Consider the following 18,121-nt stretch of genomic DNA (forward strand, 5'->3'; position numbering starts at 1 on the left):
CGGTCACCCCTCTCCGCGCGCTGCTCGCCACACCGCTCCCGCACGGCGGAGCAGGCGGTGCCGGGGGGCTCTGGGCGGCCCGGGGAGCACGTCGTACCGGACGGCCCTGATCGCGTCGAGCGCGGCGTGGCCCCCGGCGACGAAACCGGCGAGGAGGAGGCGGAGCCGGCCGCGGACGCTTCCGACGAGCGGGGCTCCCTCCTCCAGCAGGGCGCGGGCGCGCTCCGCCTCGTACGCGACGAGGGCCCGCACCGAGGCGTTGGCCGTGGGGCCGGCCAGGTCGGCCTCGGTGACGTGGAAGCGGGCCATGTCGTCGGCGGGCAGGTAGACGCGGTCGCGGCGGAGGTCCTCGGCCACGTCCTGGAGGTGCTCGACGATCTGCAGGGCGGTGCAGACCGCGTCGGAGCGGCGGATCCGCTCGGGGGTGGCGGTGCCGCTGATCCCCAGGACGAGGCGGCCGACGGGGTTGGCGGACAGCTCGCAGTAGGCGAGGAGGTCGTCGTACGACGGGTAGCGGCGGACGCGCTGGTCCCTGCGGTTGGCCTCGACCAGCGCCAGGAACGGCCCGGGGTCGAGCGCGTGGCGGCGCACGGTGGTCCGCAGGGGGGCGAGCAGCGGGTGGCGGGGGCCGCCGGCCGCGTCGTCGAAGACGCGCAGCAGGTCGGCCTCCAGGGCGTCGAGCAGGGCCTCCGGCCCGTCGTCGGGGCGGGCGCCGAGGAGGCGGGCGTCGGCGCCGCCGGGGGCGAGGTCGCCGTCGCCGGCGTCGTCGACGAGGCGGGCGAAGCCGTAGACGGCCATCAGGTCGGCGCGGCAGGCGCGCGGCAGGAAGAACGGGGCCACGGGGAAGTTCTCGTCCGCGGCCTTGTCGAGGGTCGTGCGTGCGGGGGCACCGGGGCTCATCCGTCGGGCACCCGTCACCGGCGGCGGCCCGGCACGGGGACGGCGGGCCCCTCGGCCGGCCGGGGATTCTCCGTCATTGCCGTCACGTCTCCCGTTCTACACTGCGAACCCGATACATCCCATTCCGGACACGCCGCCGGTCTTCGGACCGTTACCGCACATGGCGTGAAACGAACCGGTACAGCTTACGCCGTTCGACGCGGGTGATCGATTCGGCTCGCGGTGCGCACCCACGACGCGGGCCCGGTCCGGACGATCCGGCCGGGCCCCGGCGGCGTGACGTGCGTTTTCCGGTCGAGTCCGGCTAGCGGCCGGTCTCCTTCTCGTAGGCCCGGAGGACCTCGTCGGTCGGCCCGTCCATCAGGAGTTCGCCCTTTTCCAGCCATAGGACGCGGTCGCAGGTGTCGCGGATCGACTTGTTGCTGTGGCTGACGAGGAAGACCGTCCCGGCCTCCTTGCGCAGTTCGCGGATGCGTTCCTCGGAGCGGATCTGGAACTTGCGGTCGCCGGTGGCCAGCGCCTCGTCGATCATGAGGACGTCGTGGTTCTTGGCGGCGGCGATGGCGAAGCGGAGCCGGGCGCCCATGCCGGAGGAGTAGGTCCGCATGGGCAGGGTGATGAAGTCGCCCTTCTCGTTGATGCCGGAGAAGTCGACGATGTCCTGGTAGCGCTCCTTGATCTCCTCCCTGGACATGCCCATGGCGAGGCCGCCGAGGATGACGTTGCGCTCGCCGGTCAGGTCGCCCATGAGCGCGGCGTTGACGCCCAGGAGCGAGGGCTGGCCGTCGGTGTAGACCTTGCCCCTCTCGGTGGGCAGCAGGCCTGCGATGGCGCGGAGCAGGGTGGACTTGCCGGAGCCGTTGGTGCCGATCAGGCCGATGGCCTCGCCCCGGTACGCGACGAAGGAGACGCCGCGCACGGCGTGCACCTTGCGCACGCCGCGGCTCTCCCCCTGTCGCGGCGGAGGATCCGGCTGAGCGCCGCCGTGGCGCTGCCCCTGCCGGCGGCGCCGCCGCCGTTGACCCGGTACACGACGTGCACGTCGTCGGCGATGACGGTGGGGATGCGCGCCCCGGCGGGGTGGGCGCCTTCGATGTCGTCAGCCACGGCCGTACCGCTCCTCAGCCTTCCAGAAGAACACGAACCCGGAGACGCCGACGACGACCGCCCACAGCACCGCGGCCGCCCAGACGTGGTCGGGCAGGTTGTCGGAGGTGTAGCCCTCGATCAGCGCGAAGCGGACGAGGTCCATGTAGATCGCCGCGGGGTTGTACATCAGGATCTCGGCGATCCACGCCGGCTTGTCCCGGAGCATGATCGGGATGGAGAACATCACGCCCGACGCGTACATCCACGTCCGCATGACGAACGGCATCAGCTGCGCGAGGTCCGGGGTCTTGCTGCCGAGCCGCGCCATGACCAGCGCGAGGCCGGTGTTGAACGTGAACTGCAGCGCCAGCGCGGGCACGATCAGCAGCCAGGCGGGCGACGGGTAGCTGCCGAACAGCGCCGCGATGACGAACAGCACCAGCATCGAGTACAGCAGCTGCTGCAGCTGCTGCAGGGCCAGCGAGATGGGGAGCGAGGCGCGCGGGAAGTGCAGCGCCCGCACCAGGCCCAGGTTGCCGGAGATCGACTTCACGCCGGACATGACGGAGGTCTGCGTGAACATGAACACGAAGACGCCCGTCACCAGGAACGGGACGTAGACCTTCTTCTCCATGCCCTTGCCGGCCTCCAGGATCAGGCCGAAGATCGCGAAGTACACCGCGGCGTTCAGCAGCGGCGTGGCGACCTGCCACAGCTGGCCGAGCCTGGCCTGGCTGTACTGGGCCGTGAGCTTCGCCCGGGAGAAGGTCAGGATGAAGTGGCGCCGTCCCCACAGCTGCCGTACGTACTCCGCCAGGCCCGGGCGGGCGCCGCTCACCGACAGGCCGTACCTGGCGGCCAGCTCCGCCGGCGTCAGGCCGTCGTCGGGCGAGGGCGGGACACTCACGGCGACCGGCCGGTCGTGGGTTGTCTCACTCACAGGTCGAAACTTTCGTGTTCACGGTGCGGGGGCGGGAGGGGTGCGGCGGGTGGTGTCGGCGGAGGGCGGCGGCCCTTCCCGTGCACCGGTCGCGCCGGTTCCGAGCTTGTCAGATGACGGGCGGGCGGCCCAGCCGGGTGAGGCGCCACACCGTGCGCCACCTCATGGGCCGCCGGGGCCCGCAGGGCGTCGTCCAGCCCTCCCTGAAGCCTCCGAACCACGCCTTCAGCGCGGCCCCCGACGGGCGCCTCAGGAGGGTGAGCAGCAACCACACCCCGACGTACACGGGGACCAGCGGCGCGGGCAGGTTGCGGCGCGCCAGCCACACCCGGTTCCGCGCGACCATGCGGTGGTACACGGCGTGCCGGGACGGGGCCGTCGTGGGGTGGTGGAGCACCATGTCGGACCGGTACTCGATCGTCCAGCCGGCGTCCAGGGCGCGCCAGGCCAGGTCGGTCTCCTCGTGCGCGTAGAAGAACTCGCCGGGCAGCGGGCCGACCTGCTCGACGACCTTGGTGCGCACCGCGCTCGCGCCGCCGAGGAACGTCGTGACGCGGGAGGACCTCATCGGGTCGGAGGCGCGCAGCCGGGGCACGTGCCGCCGCTGCGTGACCCCGGTCTCCGGGTCGGCGATGCGGAAGCTGAGGATGCCCAGCCGCGGGTCGGCGGCGAACGCCCGCCGGACCAGCTCCGCGGTGTTCCTCTCGGGCAGCAGCCCGTCGTCGTCGAGGAAGAGCAGCACGTCGACGTCGGAGCCGTCGGGCCCGAACGCCTCGATGCCGACGTTGCGGCCGCCGGGGATGCCCAGGTTCTCGGGCACCTCGACGGTGCGGACCCAGCCGGGGACCCCGCGGACGGGGGCGCCGTTGCCGACGACGACGACCTCGACCGGCTCGCCCTCCTGGCGGGCGACGGACTCGATCAGGGCGTTCAGGTCGTCGGGGCGGTCGCCCATGGTGATGATGACGGCACCGAGCTTCACGCGGTCACCTCAGCCTGCTCGACGCGAGGACGGACACCAGGTGCAGCAGCGTCTGCAGCAGCGCGATGCCGGCGAGGACGGCGACGCCGAGGCGGCTGAGGAACAGGTCGCCCCTGACCGCGTCCCCGACCGCCAGGACCACGATGAGCAGCGACGCCTCGATGCCGAGGACGAGCCGGTGGAACCTGAGCGCCGCGGCGGCCCGGCGGGCCAGCGCCATCCCGGACGAGCGCGGCTCTGCCGCGGCGTCCTTCACCGGCGGCAGGCCGCCCTGGTGCCGGGCGACGCCGACGAGGTCGGTCTCCGCCTTGATCAGGATCGCGCCGAGGGCGGCCAGGGTGCCGAGGAAGGCCCACAGCCAGTCGATCCGGCCGCCGCCCCACGGGTCGGCGGCGCGCAGGCCGAAGCCGACCAGGACCGCCGCGTCGCACAGGTAGGCGCCGACCCGGTCGAGGTACACCCCGGAGAGCGAGAACTGCTTCTTCCAGCGGGCCACCTCGCCGTCGACGCAGTCGAGCAGCAGGTACAGCTGGACCATCAGCGCGCCCAGGAGCGCCCCGGGGACGCCCGGGACGAGGAGGGCCGGGGCTGCGAGGACGCCCGCGAGGGTCATCGCGTACGTCAGCTGGTTCGGGGTGACCCGGGTGGTGACCAGGTACCGGGTGACGCGCAGCGAGATCTCGCGCATGTAGAGGCGGCCGCCCCAGTGCTCTCCGCTGCGGCGGTCCTTGACCCCGGCCGGGTGGACGACCGGGCGGAGTTCAGCTACGGATGGTCTTGGCATAGTCGGCGTACGCGTCCCTGATCTGGTCGGTGGACAGGTCGAGGTGCTCCAGGATCGTGAAGCGCCCGGGGCGGGTCTGCGGCGCGTACGCCACGGTCGCGGCGAACTCGTCCGGGGTGAACCCGATCTCCTCGGGCAGCACCGGCAGCCCGTGCCGGCGCAGGACCTCGGCGAAGAGGCCGGCGTCGTCGCGGGCGCCGCGCAGGTGCATCGCGAAGGCGGCGCCGAGCCCGCACTGCTCGCCGTGGGAGGCGCGGCGGGTCGGGTGCAGCAGGTCGAAGGCGTGGCTGATCTCGTGGCAGGCGCCCGACGCGGGCCGGCTGTCCCCGCTGACCGACATGGCGACGCCGGTCAGGACCAGTGCCTCGGCCAGCACGATGAGGAACTCGTCGTCGCCGACGCCGCCGGGGTGGCGGAGCACGGACTCCCCGGCGGTGCGGGCCATGGCCGCGGCGAGGCCGTCGACGCTCTCGCCGGTGATCCGGTGGGAGAGCTGCCAGTCGGCGATGGCGGAGAGGTTGGAGATCGCCTCGCCGATGCCGGAGCGCACGTACCGCACCGGGGCGTCCCGGATCACGTCGAGGTCGACGACCATGGCGATGGGCGAGGGCACGCCGTAGGAGCCGCGGCCGTTGTCGTTGTCGAGGGTGGCGATCGGCGAGCAGATGCCGTCGTGGGAGAGGTTCGTCGCGACGGCGACCATGGGCAGGCCGACGCGGGCCGCGGCGTACTTCGTCACGTCGATGATCTTGCCGCCGCCGACGCCGACGACCGCGTCGTACCGCTTGCCGCGGATGGCGTCGGCGAGGCGGACGGCGGAGTCGATGGTGCCGTCCTCGACCGTGTACCAGCGGGCGTCGGGCAGCAGCGGCTCCAGCTTCCCCCGCAGGGCGCGGCCGGAGCCGTCGCTGACGGCCATCGCGAGCTTGCCGGAGGCGGAGACCCGCTGGTCGGCGAGGATGCCGGCCAGGTCGTCCATCGCCCCGCGGCTGATGTCGACGACGACCGGCGAGGGGATGAGCCGGGTCAGTACAGGCACGCGATCTCACGGCCCTTCGCCAGGTCGTCGTGGTTGTCGATCTCCACCCAGCGGACGTCTCCGACGGGGGCCACGTCGATCCGGAAGCCGCGGTGGACGAGCTCCTGGTAGCCGTCCTCGTAGTACAGGTCGGGGTCGCGCTCGAAGGTGGTCCTCAGGGCGTCGGCGAGGTCGCCGGCGGCCTCCGGCTCGATGAGGGTGACGCCGATGTACTCGCCGGTGGCGGCGGCCGGGTCCATGAGCTTGGTGATGCGGCGGACGCCGAGGCCGTCCTCGGCGACGACCTTCATCTCCTCGTCGGCGAGGGGCTTCACCGTGTCGAGGGCGAGGATGATCCGCCGGTCGCCGCCGCGGGCCGCCAGGAGGGTCTGCTCGACGGAGACGGGGTGGACGGTGTCGCCGTTGGCGAGGATCGCGCCCTCCCGCAGCGCGTCGCGGGCGCACCACAGGGAGTAGGCGTTGTTCCACTCCTCGGCCTTGTCGTTGTCGATCAGGGTGAGCTTCACCCCGTACGCGGCCTCCAGGGCGGCCCTGCGCTCGTACACGGCCTCCTTGCGGTAGCCGACGACGATCGCGGCCTCGGTGAGGCCGACCTCGGCGAAGTTGGCGAGGGTGAGGTCGAGGACGGTCTTGTCCCCGTCGACCGGCACGAGGGCCTTCGGAAGCGTGTCGGTGTGGGGACGCAGACGCCGTCCGGCACCGGCTGCGAGTACGAGGCCGATCATGCGGGTTCTCCTTCGTCGTGTACGGCGGGTGCTCCGGAGGACACCCAGAAGCGGATGGACTCCGCGAGCCCCACCAGCGCCACGGCGCCGGCGAGGGCGGCGAGCGCCAGGGCGAAGCCGTCTCCGCCGCCGGTCGCCAGGAGGGCGGCGAGGACGGCCACCAGCAGGGTGCGCCCCTCGTGGCCGCCGAGCGCCCGCACCAGCCGGGCGGGCGGCGCGCCGGCGTTGCCGCGGATGCGGTACACCGTGTCGTAGTGATGGTAGGCGACGGCCGCGACCAGCCCGAAAGCCGCCGGAAGGACGCCGGGGGCGCCGGCGCGGGCGGCGAGGACGAGGACGGTGGCGTACTCGGCGGCGCGCAGCACGGGCGGTACGAGCCAGTCGAGGGCCCCCTTCAGGGGGCGGGCCACCGCGGCGCCGGAGGCCACGGCGTACAGGACGGCCGCCAGGACGACGAGGGGGCCGCCGAGCGGGGCGGTGCAGGCGGCGGCCAGCAGCACGGCGGCGCCGGCGAGGGCGTAGGGGGTGCGGCCGCCGAGCGGACGGGCCGCGGGGCTCAGCGCCTTCGCGGCGGCCTCCGCGAGGGCTCCGCTGTCGGCGAGGTCCGCGAGGGCCCGGGCGGCGCGGTCGGTGCGGCTCGCCCTGCGGGTGAGGGAGCGCAGGACGCGTCCGGCGGTGGTGTAGCAGGCGGCGAAGGCGCAGCCGGCGAGCAGGGCGTAGAAGACGACGCGCGGGGTGGCGACGGCGGTGAGGACCGCGATCATGGCCCAGCGCTCGCCGATCGGGAGGACGATCATGCGCCGCGCCCAGACCGTCCAGCCGACGCCGTCGAGCCGGTCGGAGAGGGCGGCGGTGGGGCTGGTGTTGCCCACGGCGTCGTGGTTGGCCTCGTTGAAGGAGAAGTCCACGACGTGCCGGCAGGTCTGGAGGACCATCGCGCCGAGGGCGAGCGCCCACACGTCGTCGCCGCCGCGGGCGGCGCCGAGGGCGAGGCCCGCGTAGTACGCGTACTCCTTGGCCCGGTCGAAGGTGGCGTCGAGCCAGGCGCCGAGCGTCGAGTACTGCAGGGAGTAGCGGGCGAGCTGCCCGTCCGTGCAGTCCAGGACGAAGGAGACCAGCAGCAGCAGCCCGGCCGCGACGAAGCCGCCGCGGGTGCCGGTGGCCGCGCAGCCGGCCGCGGCCAGCGCGGTGACCAGCGAGGCGGTGGTGACCTGGTTCGGGGTGAGGCCCCGGTGGGCGCACCAGCGGGCGATGTGGCGCGAGTAGGGGCTGATGAAGAAGGTGGTGAAGAACCCGTCGCGGGACTTCACGGCGGAGCGCAGGCGCACCGCCTCCTCGTCCACGGCCGCGACGGCGTCGCGGGTCTCCTTGCGGGTCTGCGGGCCGACCGGTACGGCGGCGACCAGTGATCCGAAATCGGGCCGGTGGACGGCGACGCCGTCGGCCTCCAGCGCGGCGGCGAGCGCGTCGGGGAGCGTCGCGGGCCTGCCGTCGGGCCCGGGGGCGCCGGCGGGCAGGGCCGCGAGGGCGCGGGCCAGGGACGGGCGGGCCTCCGGCCGGGCGGTGAGCGCGCCCGGGGCCGCGCCCGCGGCGAAGCGGGGGTCGGTCAGGGCCAGCCGCAGGGCGTGCCGGTGGCCGACGAAGCGCGGGTCGACGACGGCGACGCGCTCACCGGCCGGTACGGCGGCGAGCAGCGCGGCGGTCTCCCGCGGGTCCGCGGCGGTGCGGACCTCGAAGCCCAGCGACCGCAGATCGCCCTCGAGCGGCGATCCGGGGACCGGAGGACCGGTGAGGATGGCGGTCGACAGACGAACTCACTCCTTGGAGCTGACAGCTGCTGGGGCGCGGCGGCTCGGCCCGGTCGCGGGCGGCGGCACGTCGGCAGAGGCTATCGGATGGACGGAAGGCGCAGCTCACCGAGGTTTCCCCGTGGGGCGGCGCCCGGCCCGACGGGCGGGGCCATCATCGTCGATCACCGGCTCGGCCCACAAACCCCGGGTCCGGGCCGCCCCGGGCGGTGGTGGGCCGGGAGGTTCCGCGCGGGGCGGCCCCAGGGCCGTCGCGGCTTCGGAGAAGTACAGGTCAGAGGGGATGACAACGGTCTTCAGCGTCGGCTTGCCCCTACCCCCCGCCCGTAGTTGACTGCCGCCCGGAAGGCAGTCACTGACCTGATCGGGAGGCGACCTCATGGGGGCTGGGCACCACCACGGGCACACGCACGGAGGGCCGCCGACCGGTACGGCCGGCGCCGCGCACCGGTGGCGACTGCGGGTCGCCCTCGCCATCACGGTCTGCGTGATGGTCGTGGAGATCGTCGGCGGCGTCCTCGCCGACTCGCTCGCCCTGATCGCGGACGCGACGCACATGGCGACCGACGCGGTCGGCCTGGGCATGGCGCTGCTCGCCATCCACATGGCGAACCGCCCGGCCACCGCGAACCGCACGTACGGCTACGCCCGCGCCGAGATCCTGGCGGCGCTGGCGAACTGCCTGCTGCTCCTGGGGGCCGGCGGGTACGTCCTGCTCGAGGCGGTCCAGCGGTTCGTCACACCGGCGGACACGAGGGGCGGGCTCACCGTCGTCTTCGCCCTGGTCGGCCTGGCCGCGAACGCGGTGTCCCTGTCGCTGCTGGTGCGCGGGCAGCAGGACAGCCTCAACGTGCGCGGCGCCTACCTGGAGGTCATGGCGGACGCGCTGGGGTCGGTGACGGTGCTGGTGGCCGCCGGGGTGATCATGACCACGGGGTGGCAGGCGGCGGACCCGATCGCGTCGCTGGTGATCGCCGTGATGATCGTCCCGCGGACGGTGAAGCTGCTCCGGGAGACGCTGGACGTGCTGCTGGAGTCGGCGCCGAAGGACGTGGACATGACACAGGTGCGGGCGCACCTGCTGGCGCTGCCGGGGGTGGAGGACGTCCACGACCTGCACGCCTGGACGATCACCTCGGGGATGCCGGTACTGTCCGCGCACGTGGTCGTGGAGGGGAGCGTGCTCGACGGCGGGGGCCAGGAGAAGATGCTGCACGACCTCCGGGAATGCCTGGTGGGCCACTTCGACGTGGAGCACTGCACCTTCCAGCTGGAGCCGAGCGGATACGCGGTGCACGAAGCGGGCCTGTGCCACTGATCCACCCGGCTGTTAGGCTGCGGCCGGGAGACACCCGCACCGGACGAGGAGAGGAGGCGGGGGCCATGACCGCGCTAGTGGGCGCCGCCTTCGGCGGCCGCCAGGCCCGTGTCCACTCCGCTTCCCGGGTGTCCGGCTGACACGACAGGCCGGGGCCCTCTCCTCCAAGGGGTTTCCACGTTGTCCCACGACTCCGCCCAGTCCCTCCCCCCTCCCCGGTCCGCTGGCCGACCCGTCCCGAGACGGACGCCGACCGCCCCCGCGTGTACGCGGTGAACGCCGCGGCCTTCGAGACCTCCGCCGAGGCCGACCTCGTCGACGCGCTGCGCACCGATCCCGGCGCCTGGCTGCCGGGCCTGTCGTACGTCGCCGAGGCGCCGGACGGCACGGTCGCGGCGTACGCGCTGATCACCCGCTGCCGTGTCGGGGACGCCCCGGCCGCGGCGCTGGCCCCGGTGGCGGTCGCCCCGCCGTACCAGCGGCGGGGCGCCGGCCAGGCCGTCGTAAGGGCGGTCCTGGACGCCGCACGGCTCGCCGGCGAGCCGCTGGTGCTGGTGCTCGGCCACCCCGGGTACTACCCCCGCTTCGGTTTCGTCCCGGCCTCGCGGTACGGGATCCGGGCGTCCTTCGACGTGCCGGACGAGGCGATGATGGCGCTCCGGCTGGACGCCGGGGGCGAGCCGCCCTCGGGCACGATCGCCTACCCGCCCGCCTTCGGCGTCTGAGCAGCCGCCCCCGCGTCCGGCCGGCCGGACGCGGGGGCGCTACACCGGCGGACGGTTTTCGTACGGCAGACTGGAGATCGCCCACAGGGCCGAAAACCGATGCGAAGGATGGCTATGCCGACCACACCCGCCACCGCGGCGAACAGTTCGCCGAGCGGAGCCGCTCCGCCGATCATGCTGGAGCTGGTCGACGAGGACGGCGGCACCATCGGCACCGCCGAGAAGCTCTCGGCGCACCAGGCACCCGGCCGGCTGCACCGGGCCTTCTCGGTGTTCCTCTTCGACGGGGAGGGGCGGCTGCTGCTGCAGCGCCGGGCGCTCGGCAAGTACCACTCGCCGGGTGTCTGGTCGAACACCTGCTGCGGGCATCCGTACCCCGGGGAGGCGCCGTTCGCGGCGGCCGCGCGGCGGGTGTCCGAGGAGCTGGGCGTGTCGCCCTCGCTGATGGCCGAGGCGGGGACCGTCCGCTACAACCACCCGGACCCGGCGTCGGGCCTGGTGGAGCAGGAGTACAACCACCTCTTCGTGGGGAGGGTGCGGGACGCGCCGCGGCCGGACCCCCGGGAGGTGGAGGAGACCGCGTTCGTGACGGCGGCGGAGTTGGCCGAGCGGCACGCGTCGGCGCCGTTCTCCGCCTGGTTCACGACCGTCCTCGACGCGGCCCGTCCGGCCGTCAAGGAGCTGACGGGGGCGACGGGCGGCTGGTGAACGCCCGGCGGCGCGCTCCCGGCCGTACGGGGCCGGGGGCGTCCGTGCCCGGAGGGGCCGCCGGGCGCGCGTCACCGGGGCAGCACCGCCCAGGCGACCTTGCCGCCGCTCGCGGTGCGCTCGACGTCGCAGGCGCCCCCGGCCTCGCGGGTGATCTCCTCGACCAGGAACAGGCCCCGTCCGCCGGTCCCGCCGGGGTCGGCGCGCAGTGCCTTCGGCCGGTACGGGTGGTCGTCCTCGACGGCGATGCGCACCCACTCGGCGCCGACCGCGACCTCCACCGCCATCCGCGGGGGAGAGCGGCGCCGCGTGCCGTACGGCGTTGGTCGCCAGCTCCGAGACGATCAGCAGCAGGTCCTGGGCGACGTCGCCGGCGACCGGGAGCCCCTGGCGCTCCAGCAGGTCCCGGACGGCCTGCCTGGCCTGCGGTACGGAGGCGTCCACCGCCGGTGCGGTGAAGCGCCGGACCCTCTCCCACGACGGCGGCCGGGCCGGGACTCCTCCGCCGCTCCGCCTGGTCCGGCTCCCGCTCTCGTGCTCGATCGTCGCCACGGGTCGAGTGTCGGCCCCTTGGGACGGGACCCGGATGACCGATCGAAATTGACTGTCCGTCAGCTTCTTCCGTTCGCTTCGGGAAACGGCGCTTGCGGATTCGGCCGTCCTCGGGCGTTTTCCGAACCGTCCGGTCCTGCGTCCCCGGAGACCGCGTCCGCCGGGCACCGGGCCGGTGACGCGGCGGCGCCCGGCCGGTGTGCGGCCGCCGCGCCTCCAGCGCCGTACGACCGGGAGGGACGCGGCGGCGTCCGCGGATAGCATCCGGCGCATGGAGCCGCAGCTGGAGCACCGCGTCACGGACGGGGTCGCGACCGTCGTCATCAGCAACCCGGCCAAGCGCAACGCCATGACCGCCGCCATGTGGCGGGCCCTGCCGGAGCTGCTGGAGGAGCTGGCCGCCGACCGGGAGGTGCGGGCGCTGGTCCTGACGGGCGCGGGGGACACGTTCTGCGCCGGGGCCGACATCTCGACGCTGCACGAACCGGACGACCGCCAGCCGTCGCTGGCCGTGTGCGCCGAGGAGGCCCTGGCCGCCTTCCCCCGGCCGACGCTCGCCGCCGTGCGCGGCTACTGCGTGGGGGGCGGCTGTCAGCTCGCCGCCGCCTGCGACCTGCGGTTCGCTGAGGCGGGGGCCCGGTTCGGGGTGACCCCCGCGAAGCTGGGCGTCGTCTACCCCTCCTCCTCCACCCGGCGGCTGGTCTCCCTGGTGGGGCCGGCCACCGCGAAGTACCTGCTGTTCTCCGCCGAGCTGATCGACGACGAGCGGGCGCTGCGCACCGGCCTCGTCGACGAGGTGCTGCCGACCGGGGAACTGGACGCACGGGTCGAGGCGTTCGCGCGCGTGCTGCTGTCGCGGTCGCCGCTGACGCAGGCCGCCGCGAAGGAGTTCGCCGCCGGTCTGACCGGACGGGACGCGCACTGGGCGCGGGAGGCGGCCGGGAGCGGCGACCGGGCCGAGGGCGTCGCCGCGTTCCTGGAGCGGCGGCGGCCGCACTTCACCTACCGGGGCTGACCGCCCCCCCTCCGGAACGGCCTGCCGTTAACGTGTGCGGCATGACGAAGACGACTCCGCCGTCCCGGGCCGTGCGCCGCTGCCACCGCCCGGTCAACCTCTTCCACGCCGCCGTCTACTTCTCCCCCGAGTTCGGCGAGGAGCTGGGCGGCCTCGGCGTCACCGACCCGTACGCCGCCTACTTCGCGGGGCGGGCCGCCGCGATGGGCGCGGTGGGCCCCGGGGTGGTGGCCGGCACCTTCTACAACTTCAACCACGCCCTCATAGCCCGCCACCTGCCCGCCGTGTGGGACACCGCCTCCCCTGCGGACGTGCTCGCGGCGCGGTTGCGCGCGGCCGACCGGTTCGTGCGGCGGGTGCTCGGCGACGCCGCCGGCTCGGCCGGGATGGCGGAGGCCGCCGAGCTGGCCCTGCACGCCGCGGAGGCGTGCGCCCGGCACGCCCGGCCGCTGTACGCCGCCCACGCCGACCTGCCCGTGCCGGACGCCCCGCACCTCGCGTACTGGCACGCGGCGATGCTGCTGCGCGAGCACCGCGGCGACGTCCACATGACCGCCCTGCTGAGCGCCGGCCTCGACCCGCTGGAGTCCCTCGTCAGCCACACCGCGACCGGAGAGGGGGCTCACCGGACTGGCTGCTGCTCTCCCGGGGCTGGGAGCGGTCCGACTGGGACGCCGCGGTGGAGCGCCTGCGCGAGCGCGGGCTGGTGGACGGGGAGGGCGCGCTCACCGGGGCGGGGGGCCGCGCTGCGCGAGGAGGTGGAGGAGCACACCGACCGGCTGGACGCGGCGCCGTACGCCCGCCTCGGCGCGGCCCGGGTCGAGCGGCTCACCGAGCTGGCCGAGGGCTTCCTCGCGGCGGTGGCCGCGGCCGGCGCCTTCCCGTCCCGCGTCACCGGCCGGAGGTGACCGCCCGCGCACGCGCCCGGCCGGTGCCGGGCGCGTGCGCGCGGGGCGGCGTGCCCGGGGGATGCGGCGGATCCCGGCCCGGGCGGGCAGAATGCGAGCGCAACCTGAAAGCACGGGAAGGCGGGTCGGGACACACCGTGACGACGTCCATCGAAGGCAGGATCGCCGAGGAGCTCGGTGTACGGGAGCGGCAGGTCAGGGCGGCCGTGGAGCTGCTGGACGGCGGTTCGACCGTGCCGTTCGTCGCGCGCTACCGCAAAGAGGCGACCGGGATGCTCGACGACGCGCAGCTGCGCACCCTGGAGGAGCGGCTGCGCTACCTCCGGGAGCTGGAGGACCGGCGCGCCGCGATCCTCGACTCCGTGCGCGAGCAGGGGAAGCTGACCGAGGAGCTGGAGGCCCGCATCCGGGAGGCCGACACCAAGGCCCGCCTGGAGGACGTCTACCTGCCGTTCAAGCCGAAGCGGCGCACCAGGGCCCAGACCGCCCGGGAGGCCGGGCTCGGTCCGCTGGCCGAGGGGCTGCTCTCGGACCCGGGCGTCGAACCGCTCGCGGCCGCCGCCGCGTTCGTCGACCCGGACCGGGGCGTCGCCGACCCGGCCGCCGCGCTGGAGGGCGCGCGGGCGATCCTCACCGAGCGGTTCTCGGAGGACGCCGACCTGATCGGCGAGTTGCGCGAGCGGATGTGGACGCGCGGCCGGCTGGTGGCGAAGGTCCGCGAGGGGCGGGAGGAGGCGGGCGCCAAGTTCGCCGACTACTTCGACTTCGCGGAGCCGTTCACCCGGCTGCCCTCGCACCGGGTGCTGGCGATGCTGCGCGGCGAGAAGGAGGACGTGCTGGAGCTGGCCCTGGAGCCGGAGGAACCGGCCGAGGGCCCGTCCGCCTACGAGGGGATGGTCGCCCGGCGGTTCGGGATCGCCGACCGGGGCCGGCCGGCCGACCGGTGGCTGGCGGAGACGGTCCGCTGGGCGTGGCGCACCCGCATTCTGGTGCACCTCGGCATCGACCTGCGGCTGCGGCTGCGCACGGCCGCCGAGGACGAGGCCGTCCGGGTGTTCGCCGCGAACCTGCGGGACCTGCTGCTGGCCGCGCCCGCCGGGACGCGGGCGACCCTGGGCCTGGACCCCGGCTACCGCACGGGCGTCAAGGTCGCCGTGGTCGACGCGACCGGCAAGGTCGTGGCGACGGACACGATCCACCCGCACGTGCCGCACAACAAGTGGGACGCGTCCCTGGCGGTGCTGGCTCGGCTGGCGAAGGAGCACGCCGTGGAGCTCGTCGCCGTGGGCAACGGCACCGCGTCGCGCGAGACGGACAGGCTCGCCGCCGACCTGATCGCCCGCCACCCCGAGCTGGGCCTGACCAGGGTGATGGTGTCGGAGGCGGGCGCCTCGGTGTACTCGGCGTCGGCGTTCGCCTCGCAGGAGCTTCCCGGGCTCGACGTGTCGCTGCGCGGCGCCGTGTCGATCGCGCGGCGGCTGCAGGACCCGCTCGCCGAACTGGTGAAGATCGACCCGAAGTCGATCGGGGTCGGCCAGTACCAGCACGACCTGTCCGAGGTGAAGCTCTCCCGGTCCCTGGACGCGGTCGTCGAGGACTGCGTGAACGGCGTCGGCGTCGACGTCAACACGGCCTCCGCGCCGCTGCTGTCGCGGGTGTCGGGCATCGGCGCCGGACTGGCCGAGAACATCGTGGCGTACCGGGACGCCAACGGGCCGTTCCGCTCGCGCAGGGCCCTGAAGGACGTGCCGCGCCTCGGCCCGAAGGCGTACGAGCAGTGCGCGGGCTTCCTGCGGATCCGCGGCGGCGACGACCCGCTCGACGCGTCGGCGGTGCACCCGGAGGCGTACCCGGTGGTGCGGCGGATGGCGAAGGCGACCGGCGGCGAGGTCGCGGCGCTGATCGGCGACACGGGCGTGCTGCGGTCGCTGCGCCCGGAGGACTTCGTCGACGGGAGGTTCGGCCTGCCGACCGTCGTGGACATCCTGCGGGAGCTGGAGAAGCCGGGCCGCGACCCGCGCCCGGCCTTCCGCACCGCCGCCTTCCGGGAGGGCGTCGAGAAGATCGGCGACCTGGAGGCCGGGATGGTGCTGGAGGGCGTGGTCACCAACGTGGCGGCGTTCGGCGCGTTCGTGGACGTCGGCGTCCACCAGGACGGCCTGGTGCACGTGTCCGCCTTGTCGCGGGAGTTCGTGAAGGACCCGCGCGAGGTGGTGAAGCCGGGCGACGTGGTGAAGGTGAAGGTGCTCGACGTCGACGTGGCGCGCAAGCGGATCTCGCTGACGCTGCGCCTGGACGACGAGGCGGAGGCCGGCCCGGCCTCCGGCGGGCGGCAGCGCCGCGAGCGGGGGGCCCGTCCGCCGCGGCAGCGCCAGGACCGGCGCGGCGGCGACCGGCAGGCGCCGCCGTCCGCCGACGGCGCGATGGCGGACGCCCTGCGCAGGGCGGGACTGCTGGGCGGCGGCTCCGGCGGGGGCCGCTGAGCGCGGCCGGTCCGGACCGGGGCGGGCGGGGGTCCCCGGCCCGCCCCGGCGCGTGCCGGCGCCGAGGTGCGGGTGCGGCCGGTCCGTGTGAGTCTGGCCGGGTCGCCGGGCCGTCCGGTGACGGGGACGGAGACGGAGAGGGCCGTGAACCAGATCGGCGACAAGCCCGAAGAGGTCCGCAGGCACCACGAGGAGGCGCGGCGCGAGGCCGGCGGCGAGGACCCCGGCGACCGGCCCGAGCACGCCGAGCGCGCCGGGGACGCCCCGGAGGGGGACCATGCCCACGGCGCCGCGCCCGACGACGCGGACGACGCGTTCGACGCGTACGAGGAGCCGGAGGACCGCCCGTAGTCCCGGCGGCGGCCGCCCGCGGCGGTCCCCCGCTCAGACCTCGGCGACCTGGCCGTCCGCGACCTCGAAACGGCGGGTCACGCGGACGGTGTCGAGCATGCGCCGGTCGTGGGTGACGAGGAGCAGCGTCCCGGTGTACGCGTCGAGGGCCGACTCCAACTGCTCGATCGCCGGCAGGTCGAGGTGGTTGGTCGGCTCGTCCAGGACGAGCAGGTTCACGCCGCGGCCCTGGAGGAGGGCGAGGGCGGCGCGGGTCCGCTCCCCCGGCGAGAGCGTCGTCGCCGGACGCAGCACGTGGGCGGCCTTGAGCCCGAACTTGGCCAGGAGCGTCCGCACCTCCGCCGGCTCGGTGTCGGGGGCGGCCGCGCAGAAGGCGTCCAGCAGGGTCTGCTCGCCGTGGAACAGCCGCCGTGCCTGGTCGACCTCGCCGACGACGACGCCGGAGCCGAGCGCCGCGTGGCCGGCGTCCAGCGGGAGCCTGCCGAGGAGCACGGCGAGGAGGGTGGACTTGCCCGCGCCGTTGGCGCCGGTGACGGCGATCCGGTCGGCCCAGTCGACCTGGAGGGTCACCGGGCCGAACGCGAAGCCGCCGCGCCGGACCTCGGCGTCGCGCAGCGCCGCCACGACGGCGCCCGAGCGGGGCGCGGCGGCGATCTCCATGCGCAGCTCCCACTCCTTGCGGGGCTCCTCCACGGTCTCCAGCCGCTCGATCATCCGCTGGGTCTGCCGCGCCTTGGCGGCCTGCTTCTCGCTGGCCTCGCTGCGGAACCTGCGGCCGATCTTGTCGTTGTCGCCCGCCTTGCGGCGGGCGTTCCTGACGCCCTTGTCCATCCAGGAGCGCTGCGTCCGGGCGCGCCCCTCCAGGGCGGCCTTCCTGTCGGCGTACTCCTCGTAGTCCTCGCGGGCGTGGCGGCGGGCCGTCTCCCGCTCCTCCAGGTAGGAGTCGTAGCCGCCGCCGTAGAGGGCCGTCCGCTGCTGGGCGAGGTCGAGTTCGAGGACCGCGGTGACGGTGCGGGCGAGGAACTCGCGGTCGTGGCTGATGACGACCGTGCCCGCGCGCAGGCCCCGGACGAAGGCCTCCAGCCGCTCCAGCCCGTCCAGGTCGAGGTCGTTGGTCGGCTCGTCGAGGAGGAAGACGTCGTAGCGGGAGAGGAGCAGCGAGGCGAGCCCGGCGCGGGCCGCCTGGCCGCCGGAGAGGGCGGTCATGGGCCGGTCGAGGCCCACGGTGAGGCCGAGCGCCGCGGTGGTCTCCCCGGCCCGGTCGTCCAGGTCGGCGCCGCCGAGGGCGAGCCAGCGCTCCAGGGCGGCGGCGTACGTGTCGTCGGCCCCGGGCGCCCCGTCGACGAGGCCCCGGGTCGCCGCGTCCATCGCCGCCTGCGCCCCGGCGACGCCCGTGCGGCGGGCGAGGAAGCCCCCGAGGGTCTCCCCCGGCCGCCGCTCGGGCTCCTGCGGGAGGTGGCCGACGGCGGCGGTGCGCGGCGACAGGCGGACCTCGCCGTCCTCGGGGGTGTCCAGTCCGGCGAGGAGCCGCAGCAGCGTCGACTTGCCGGCGCCGTTGACGCCGACGAGGCCGATGACGTCCCCGGGGGCGACGACGAGGTCGAGACCGGAGAAGAGGGAGCGCTCGGCGTGTCCGGCGGCGAGGTTCTTGGCGACGAGGGTGGCAGTCATCAGGAGGCCGATCCTAGGACAGCCCGGCCGCCGTCCGCCCCGCCGGGCGCTTCGGCGCCCCGCGCCGCTCAGCAGCGGCGCACCGGCCGCCCCGGTGCGGGGTGGTGCGCGGCGCGGGCGTCG

General features: G+C 74.9%; 14 protein-coding genes and 3 pseudogenes. 7 read left to right on the forward strand and 10 right to left on the reverse strand.

Annotated features, from left to right (window positions below):
- Positions 1-3 precede the first annotated feature (3 nt).
- From hpnC to LUW75_RS02030, 8 genes and pseudogenes are all read right to left on the reverse strand, one after another.
- Positions 4-900 carry a squalene synthase HpnC gene (hpnC, locus tag LUW75_RS01995; RefSeq protein ID WP_250334084.1) on the reverse strand — a complete coding sequence of 299 codons (897 nt, stop codon included), beginning with the start codon at positions 898-900 and terminating at the stop codon, positions 4-6.
- Between the two features lie 304 nt (positions 901-1,204).
- Positions 1,205-2,007 (reverse strand): annotated as a pseudogene (locus LUW75_RS02000) (ABC transporter ATP-binding protein).
- Complete coding sequence (locus LUW75_RS02005) at positions 2,000-2,929, reverse strand: ABC transporter permease (protein WP_250334085.1); 930 nt, start codon at positions 2,927-2,929, stop codon at positions 2,000-2,002. Before LUW75_RS02005 ends, LUW75_RS02000 begins: the two are co-directional and overlap by 8 nt.
- A gap of 109 nt (positions 2,930-3,038) precedes the next feature.
- Entirely contained in the window at positions 3,039-3,911 is an 873-nt protein-coding gene (locus LUW75_RS02010; RefSeq protein WP_250334086.1) for a glycosyltransferase family 2 protein, read from the reverse strand.
- Between the two features lie 4 nt (positions 3,912-3,915).
- Complete coding sequence (locus LUW75_RS02015) at positions 3,916-4,695, reverse strand: CDP-alcohol phosphatidyltransferase family protein (RefSeq protein WP_250334087.1); 780 nt, start codon at positions 4,693-4,695, stop codon at positions 3,916-3,918.
- A complete protein-coding gene (locus LUW75_RS02020) occupies positions 4,673-5,734 on the reverse strand; it encodes an iron-containing alcohol dehydrogenase family protein (RefSeq protein WP_250334088.1) in 1,062 nt (353 codons plus the stop codon). Before LUW75_RS02020 ends, LUW75_RS02015 begins: the two co-directional genes overlap by 23 nt.
- A complete protein-coding gene (locus LUW75_RS02025) occupies positions 5,722-6,459 on the reverse strand; it encodes a phosphocholine cytidylyltransferase family protein (RefSeq protein ID WP_250334089.1) in 738 nt (245 codons plus the stop codon). The genes LUW75_RS02020 and LUW75_RS02025 overlap by 13 nt, the downstream gene beginning before the upstream one ends.
- A complete protein-coding gene (locus LUW75_RS02030; RefSeq protein WP_250337513.1) occupies positions 6,456-8,267 on the reverse strand; it encodes a DUF5941 domain-containing protein in 1,812 nt (603 codons plus the stop codon). The genes LUW75_RS02025 and LUW75_RS02030 overlap by 4 nt, the downstream gene beginning before the upstream one ends.
- Before the next feature lie 379 nt (positions 8,268-8,646).
- Here LUW75_RS02030 and LUW75_RS02035 point away from each other — a divergent pair, with 379 nt between their 5' ends.
- The 3 genes and pseudogenes from LUW75_RS02035 to idi all read left to right on the forward strand — a co-directional run bounded on the left by LUW75_RS02035 (position 8,647) and on the right by idi (position 11,018).
- Positions 8,647-9,585: a cation diffusion facilitator family transporter gene (locus LUW75_RS02035; RefSeq protein WP_250334090.1), complete on the forward strand. Its 939-nt coding sequence runs from the start codon at positions 8,647-8,649 to the stop codon at positions 9,583-9,585.
- Between the two features lie 191 nt (positions 9,586-9,776).
- A pseudogene (locus LUW75_RS02040) lies at positions 9,777-10,310 on the forward strand (GNAT family N-acetyltransferase); the annotation flags it as partial.
- 114 nt (positions 10,311-10,424) lie between these two features.
- Positions 10,425-11,018: an isopentenyl-diphosphate Delta-isomerase gene (idi, locus tag LUW75_RS02045; RefSeq protein WP_250334092.1), complete on the forward strand. Its 594-nt coding sequence runs from the start codon at positions 10,425-10,427 to the stop codon at positions 11,016-11,018.
- Positions 11,019-11,089: 71 nt separating this feature from the next.
- Here the strand turns inward: idi and LUW75_RS02050 are convergent.
- Positions 11,090-11,570, reverse strand: a pseudogene (locus LUW75_RS02050) (ATP-binding protein).
- A 271-nt stretch (positions 11,571-11,841) separates the two neighbouring features.
- On the opposite strand from LUW75_RS02050, the gene LUW75_RS02055 reads away from it, so the two are divergent.
- The 4 genes from LUW75_RS02055 to LUW75_RS02070 all read left to right on the forward strand — a co-directional run bounded on the left by LUW75_RS02055 (position 11,842) and on the right by LUW75_RS02070 (position 16,327).
- Complete coding sequence (locus tag LUW75_RS02055; RefSeq protein ID WP_250334093.1) at positions 11,842-12,585, forward strand: enoyl-CoA hydratase/isomerase family protein; 744 nt, start codon at positions 11,842-11,844, stop codon at positions 12,583-12,585.
- Positions 12,586-12,626: 41 nt separating this feature from the next.
- Positions 12,627-13,493 carry an SCO6745 family protein gene (locus LUW75_RS02060; protein WP_462933682.1) on the forward strand — a complete coding sequence of 289 codons (867 nt, stop codon included), beginning with the start codon at positions 12,627-12,629 and terminating at the stop codon, positions 13,491-13,493.
- A gap of 137 nt (positions 13,494-13,630) precedes the next feature.
- Positions 13,631-15,976, forward strand: coding sequence for a Tex family protein (locus LUW75_RS02065; protein WP_250334094.1), 2,346 nt, complete (start codon positions 13,631-13,633; stop codon positions 15,974-15,976).
- A gap of 144 nt (positions 15,977-16,120) precedes the next feature.
- A complete protein-coding gene (locus LUW75_RS02070) occupies positions 16,121-16,327 on the forward strand; it encodes a hypothetical protein (RefSeq protein ID WP_250334095.1) in 207 nt (68 codons plus the stop codon).
- Positions 16,328-16,360: 33 nt separating this feature from the next.
- On the opposite strand, the gene LUW75_RS02075 is transcribed toward LUW75_RS02070, so the two are convergent.
- Positions 16,361-17,998 carry an ABC-F family ATP-binding cassette domain-containing protein gene (locus LUW75_RS02075; protein WP_250334096.1) on the reverse strand — a complete coding sequence of 546 codons (1,638 nt, stop codon included), beginning with the start codon at positions 17,996-17,998 and terminating at the stop codon, positions 16,361-16,363.
- Positions 17,999-18,121: the final 123 nt, after the last annotated feature.

Source organism: Streptomyces sp. MRC013 (genome assembly GCF_023614235.1).
In the GTDB taxonomy this organism is placed as follows: Bacteria; Actinomycetota; Actinomycetes; order Streptomycetales; family Streptomycetaceae; genus Streptomyces.

Coding starts and splice junctions, on each gene's coding strand:
- LUW75_RS02075 (WP_250334096.1), bottom strand. CDS start 17,998: ATGACTGCCACCCTCGTCGCCAAGAACCTCGCCGCCGGACACGCCGAG.
- hpnC (WP_250334084.1), bottom strand. CDS start 900: ATGAGCCCCGGTGCCCCCGCACGCACGACCCTCGACAAGGCCGCGGAC.
- LUW75_RS02025 (WP_250334089.1), bottom strand. CDS start 6,459: ATGATCGGCCTCGTACTCGCAGCCGGTGCCGGACGGCGTCTGCGTCCC.
- LUW75_RS02055 (WP_250334093.1), top strand. CDS start 11,842: ATGGAGCCGCAGCTGGAGCACCGCGTCACGGACGGGGTCGCGACCGTC.
- LUW75_RS02060 (WP_462933682.1), top strand. CDS start 12,627: ATGACGAAGACGACTCCGCCGTCCCGGGCCGTGCGCCGCTGCCACCGC.
- idi (WP_250334092.1), top strand. CDS start 10,425: ATGCCGACCACACCCGCCACCGCGGCGAACAGTTCGCCGAGCGGAGCC.
- LUW75_RS02015 (WP_250334087.1), bottom strand. CDS start 4,695: ATGCCAAGACCATCCGTAGCTGAACTCCGCCCGGTCGTCCACCCGGCC.
- LUW75_RS02035 (WP_250334090.1), top strand. CDS start 8,647: ATGGGGGCTGGGCACCACCACGGGCACACGCACGGAGGGCCGCCGACC.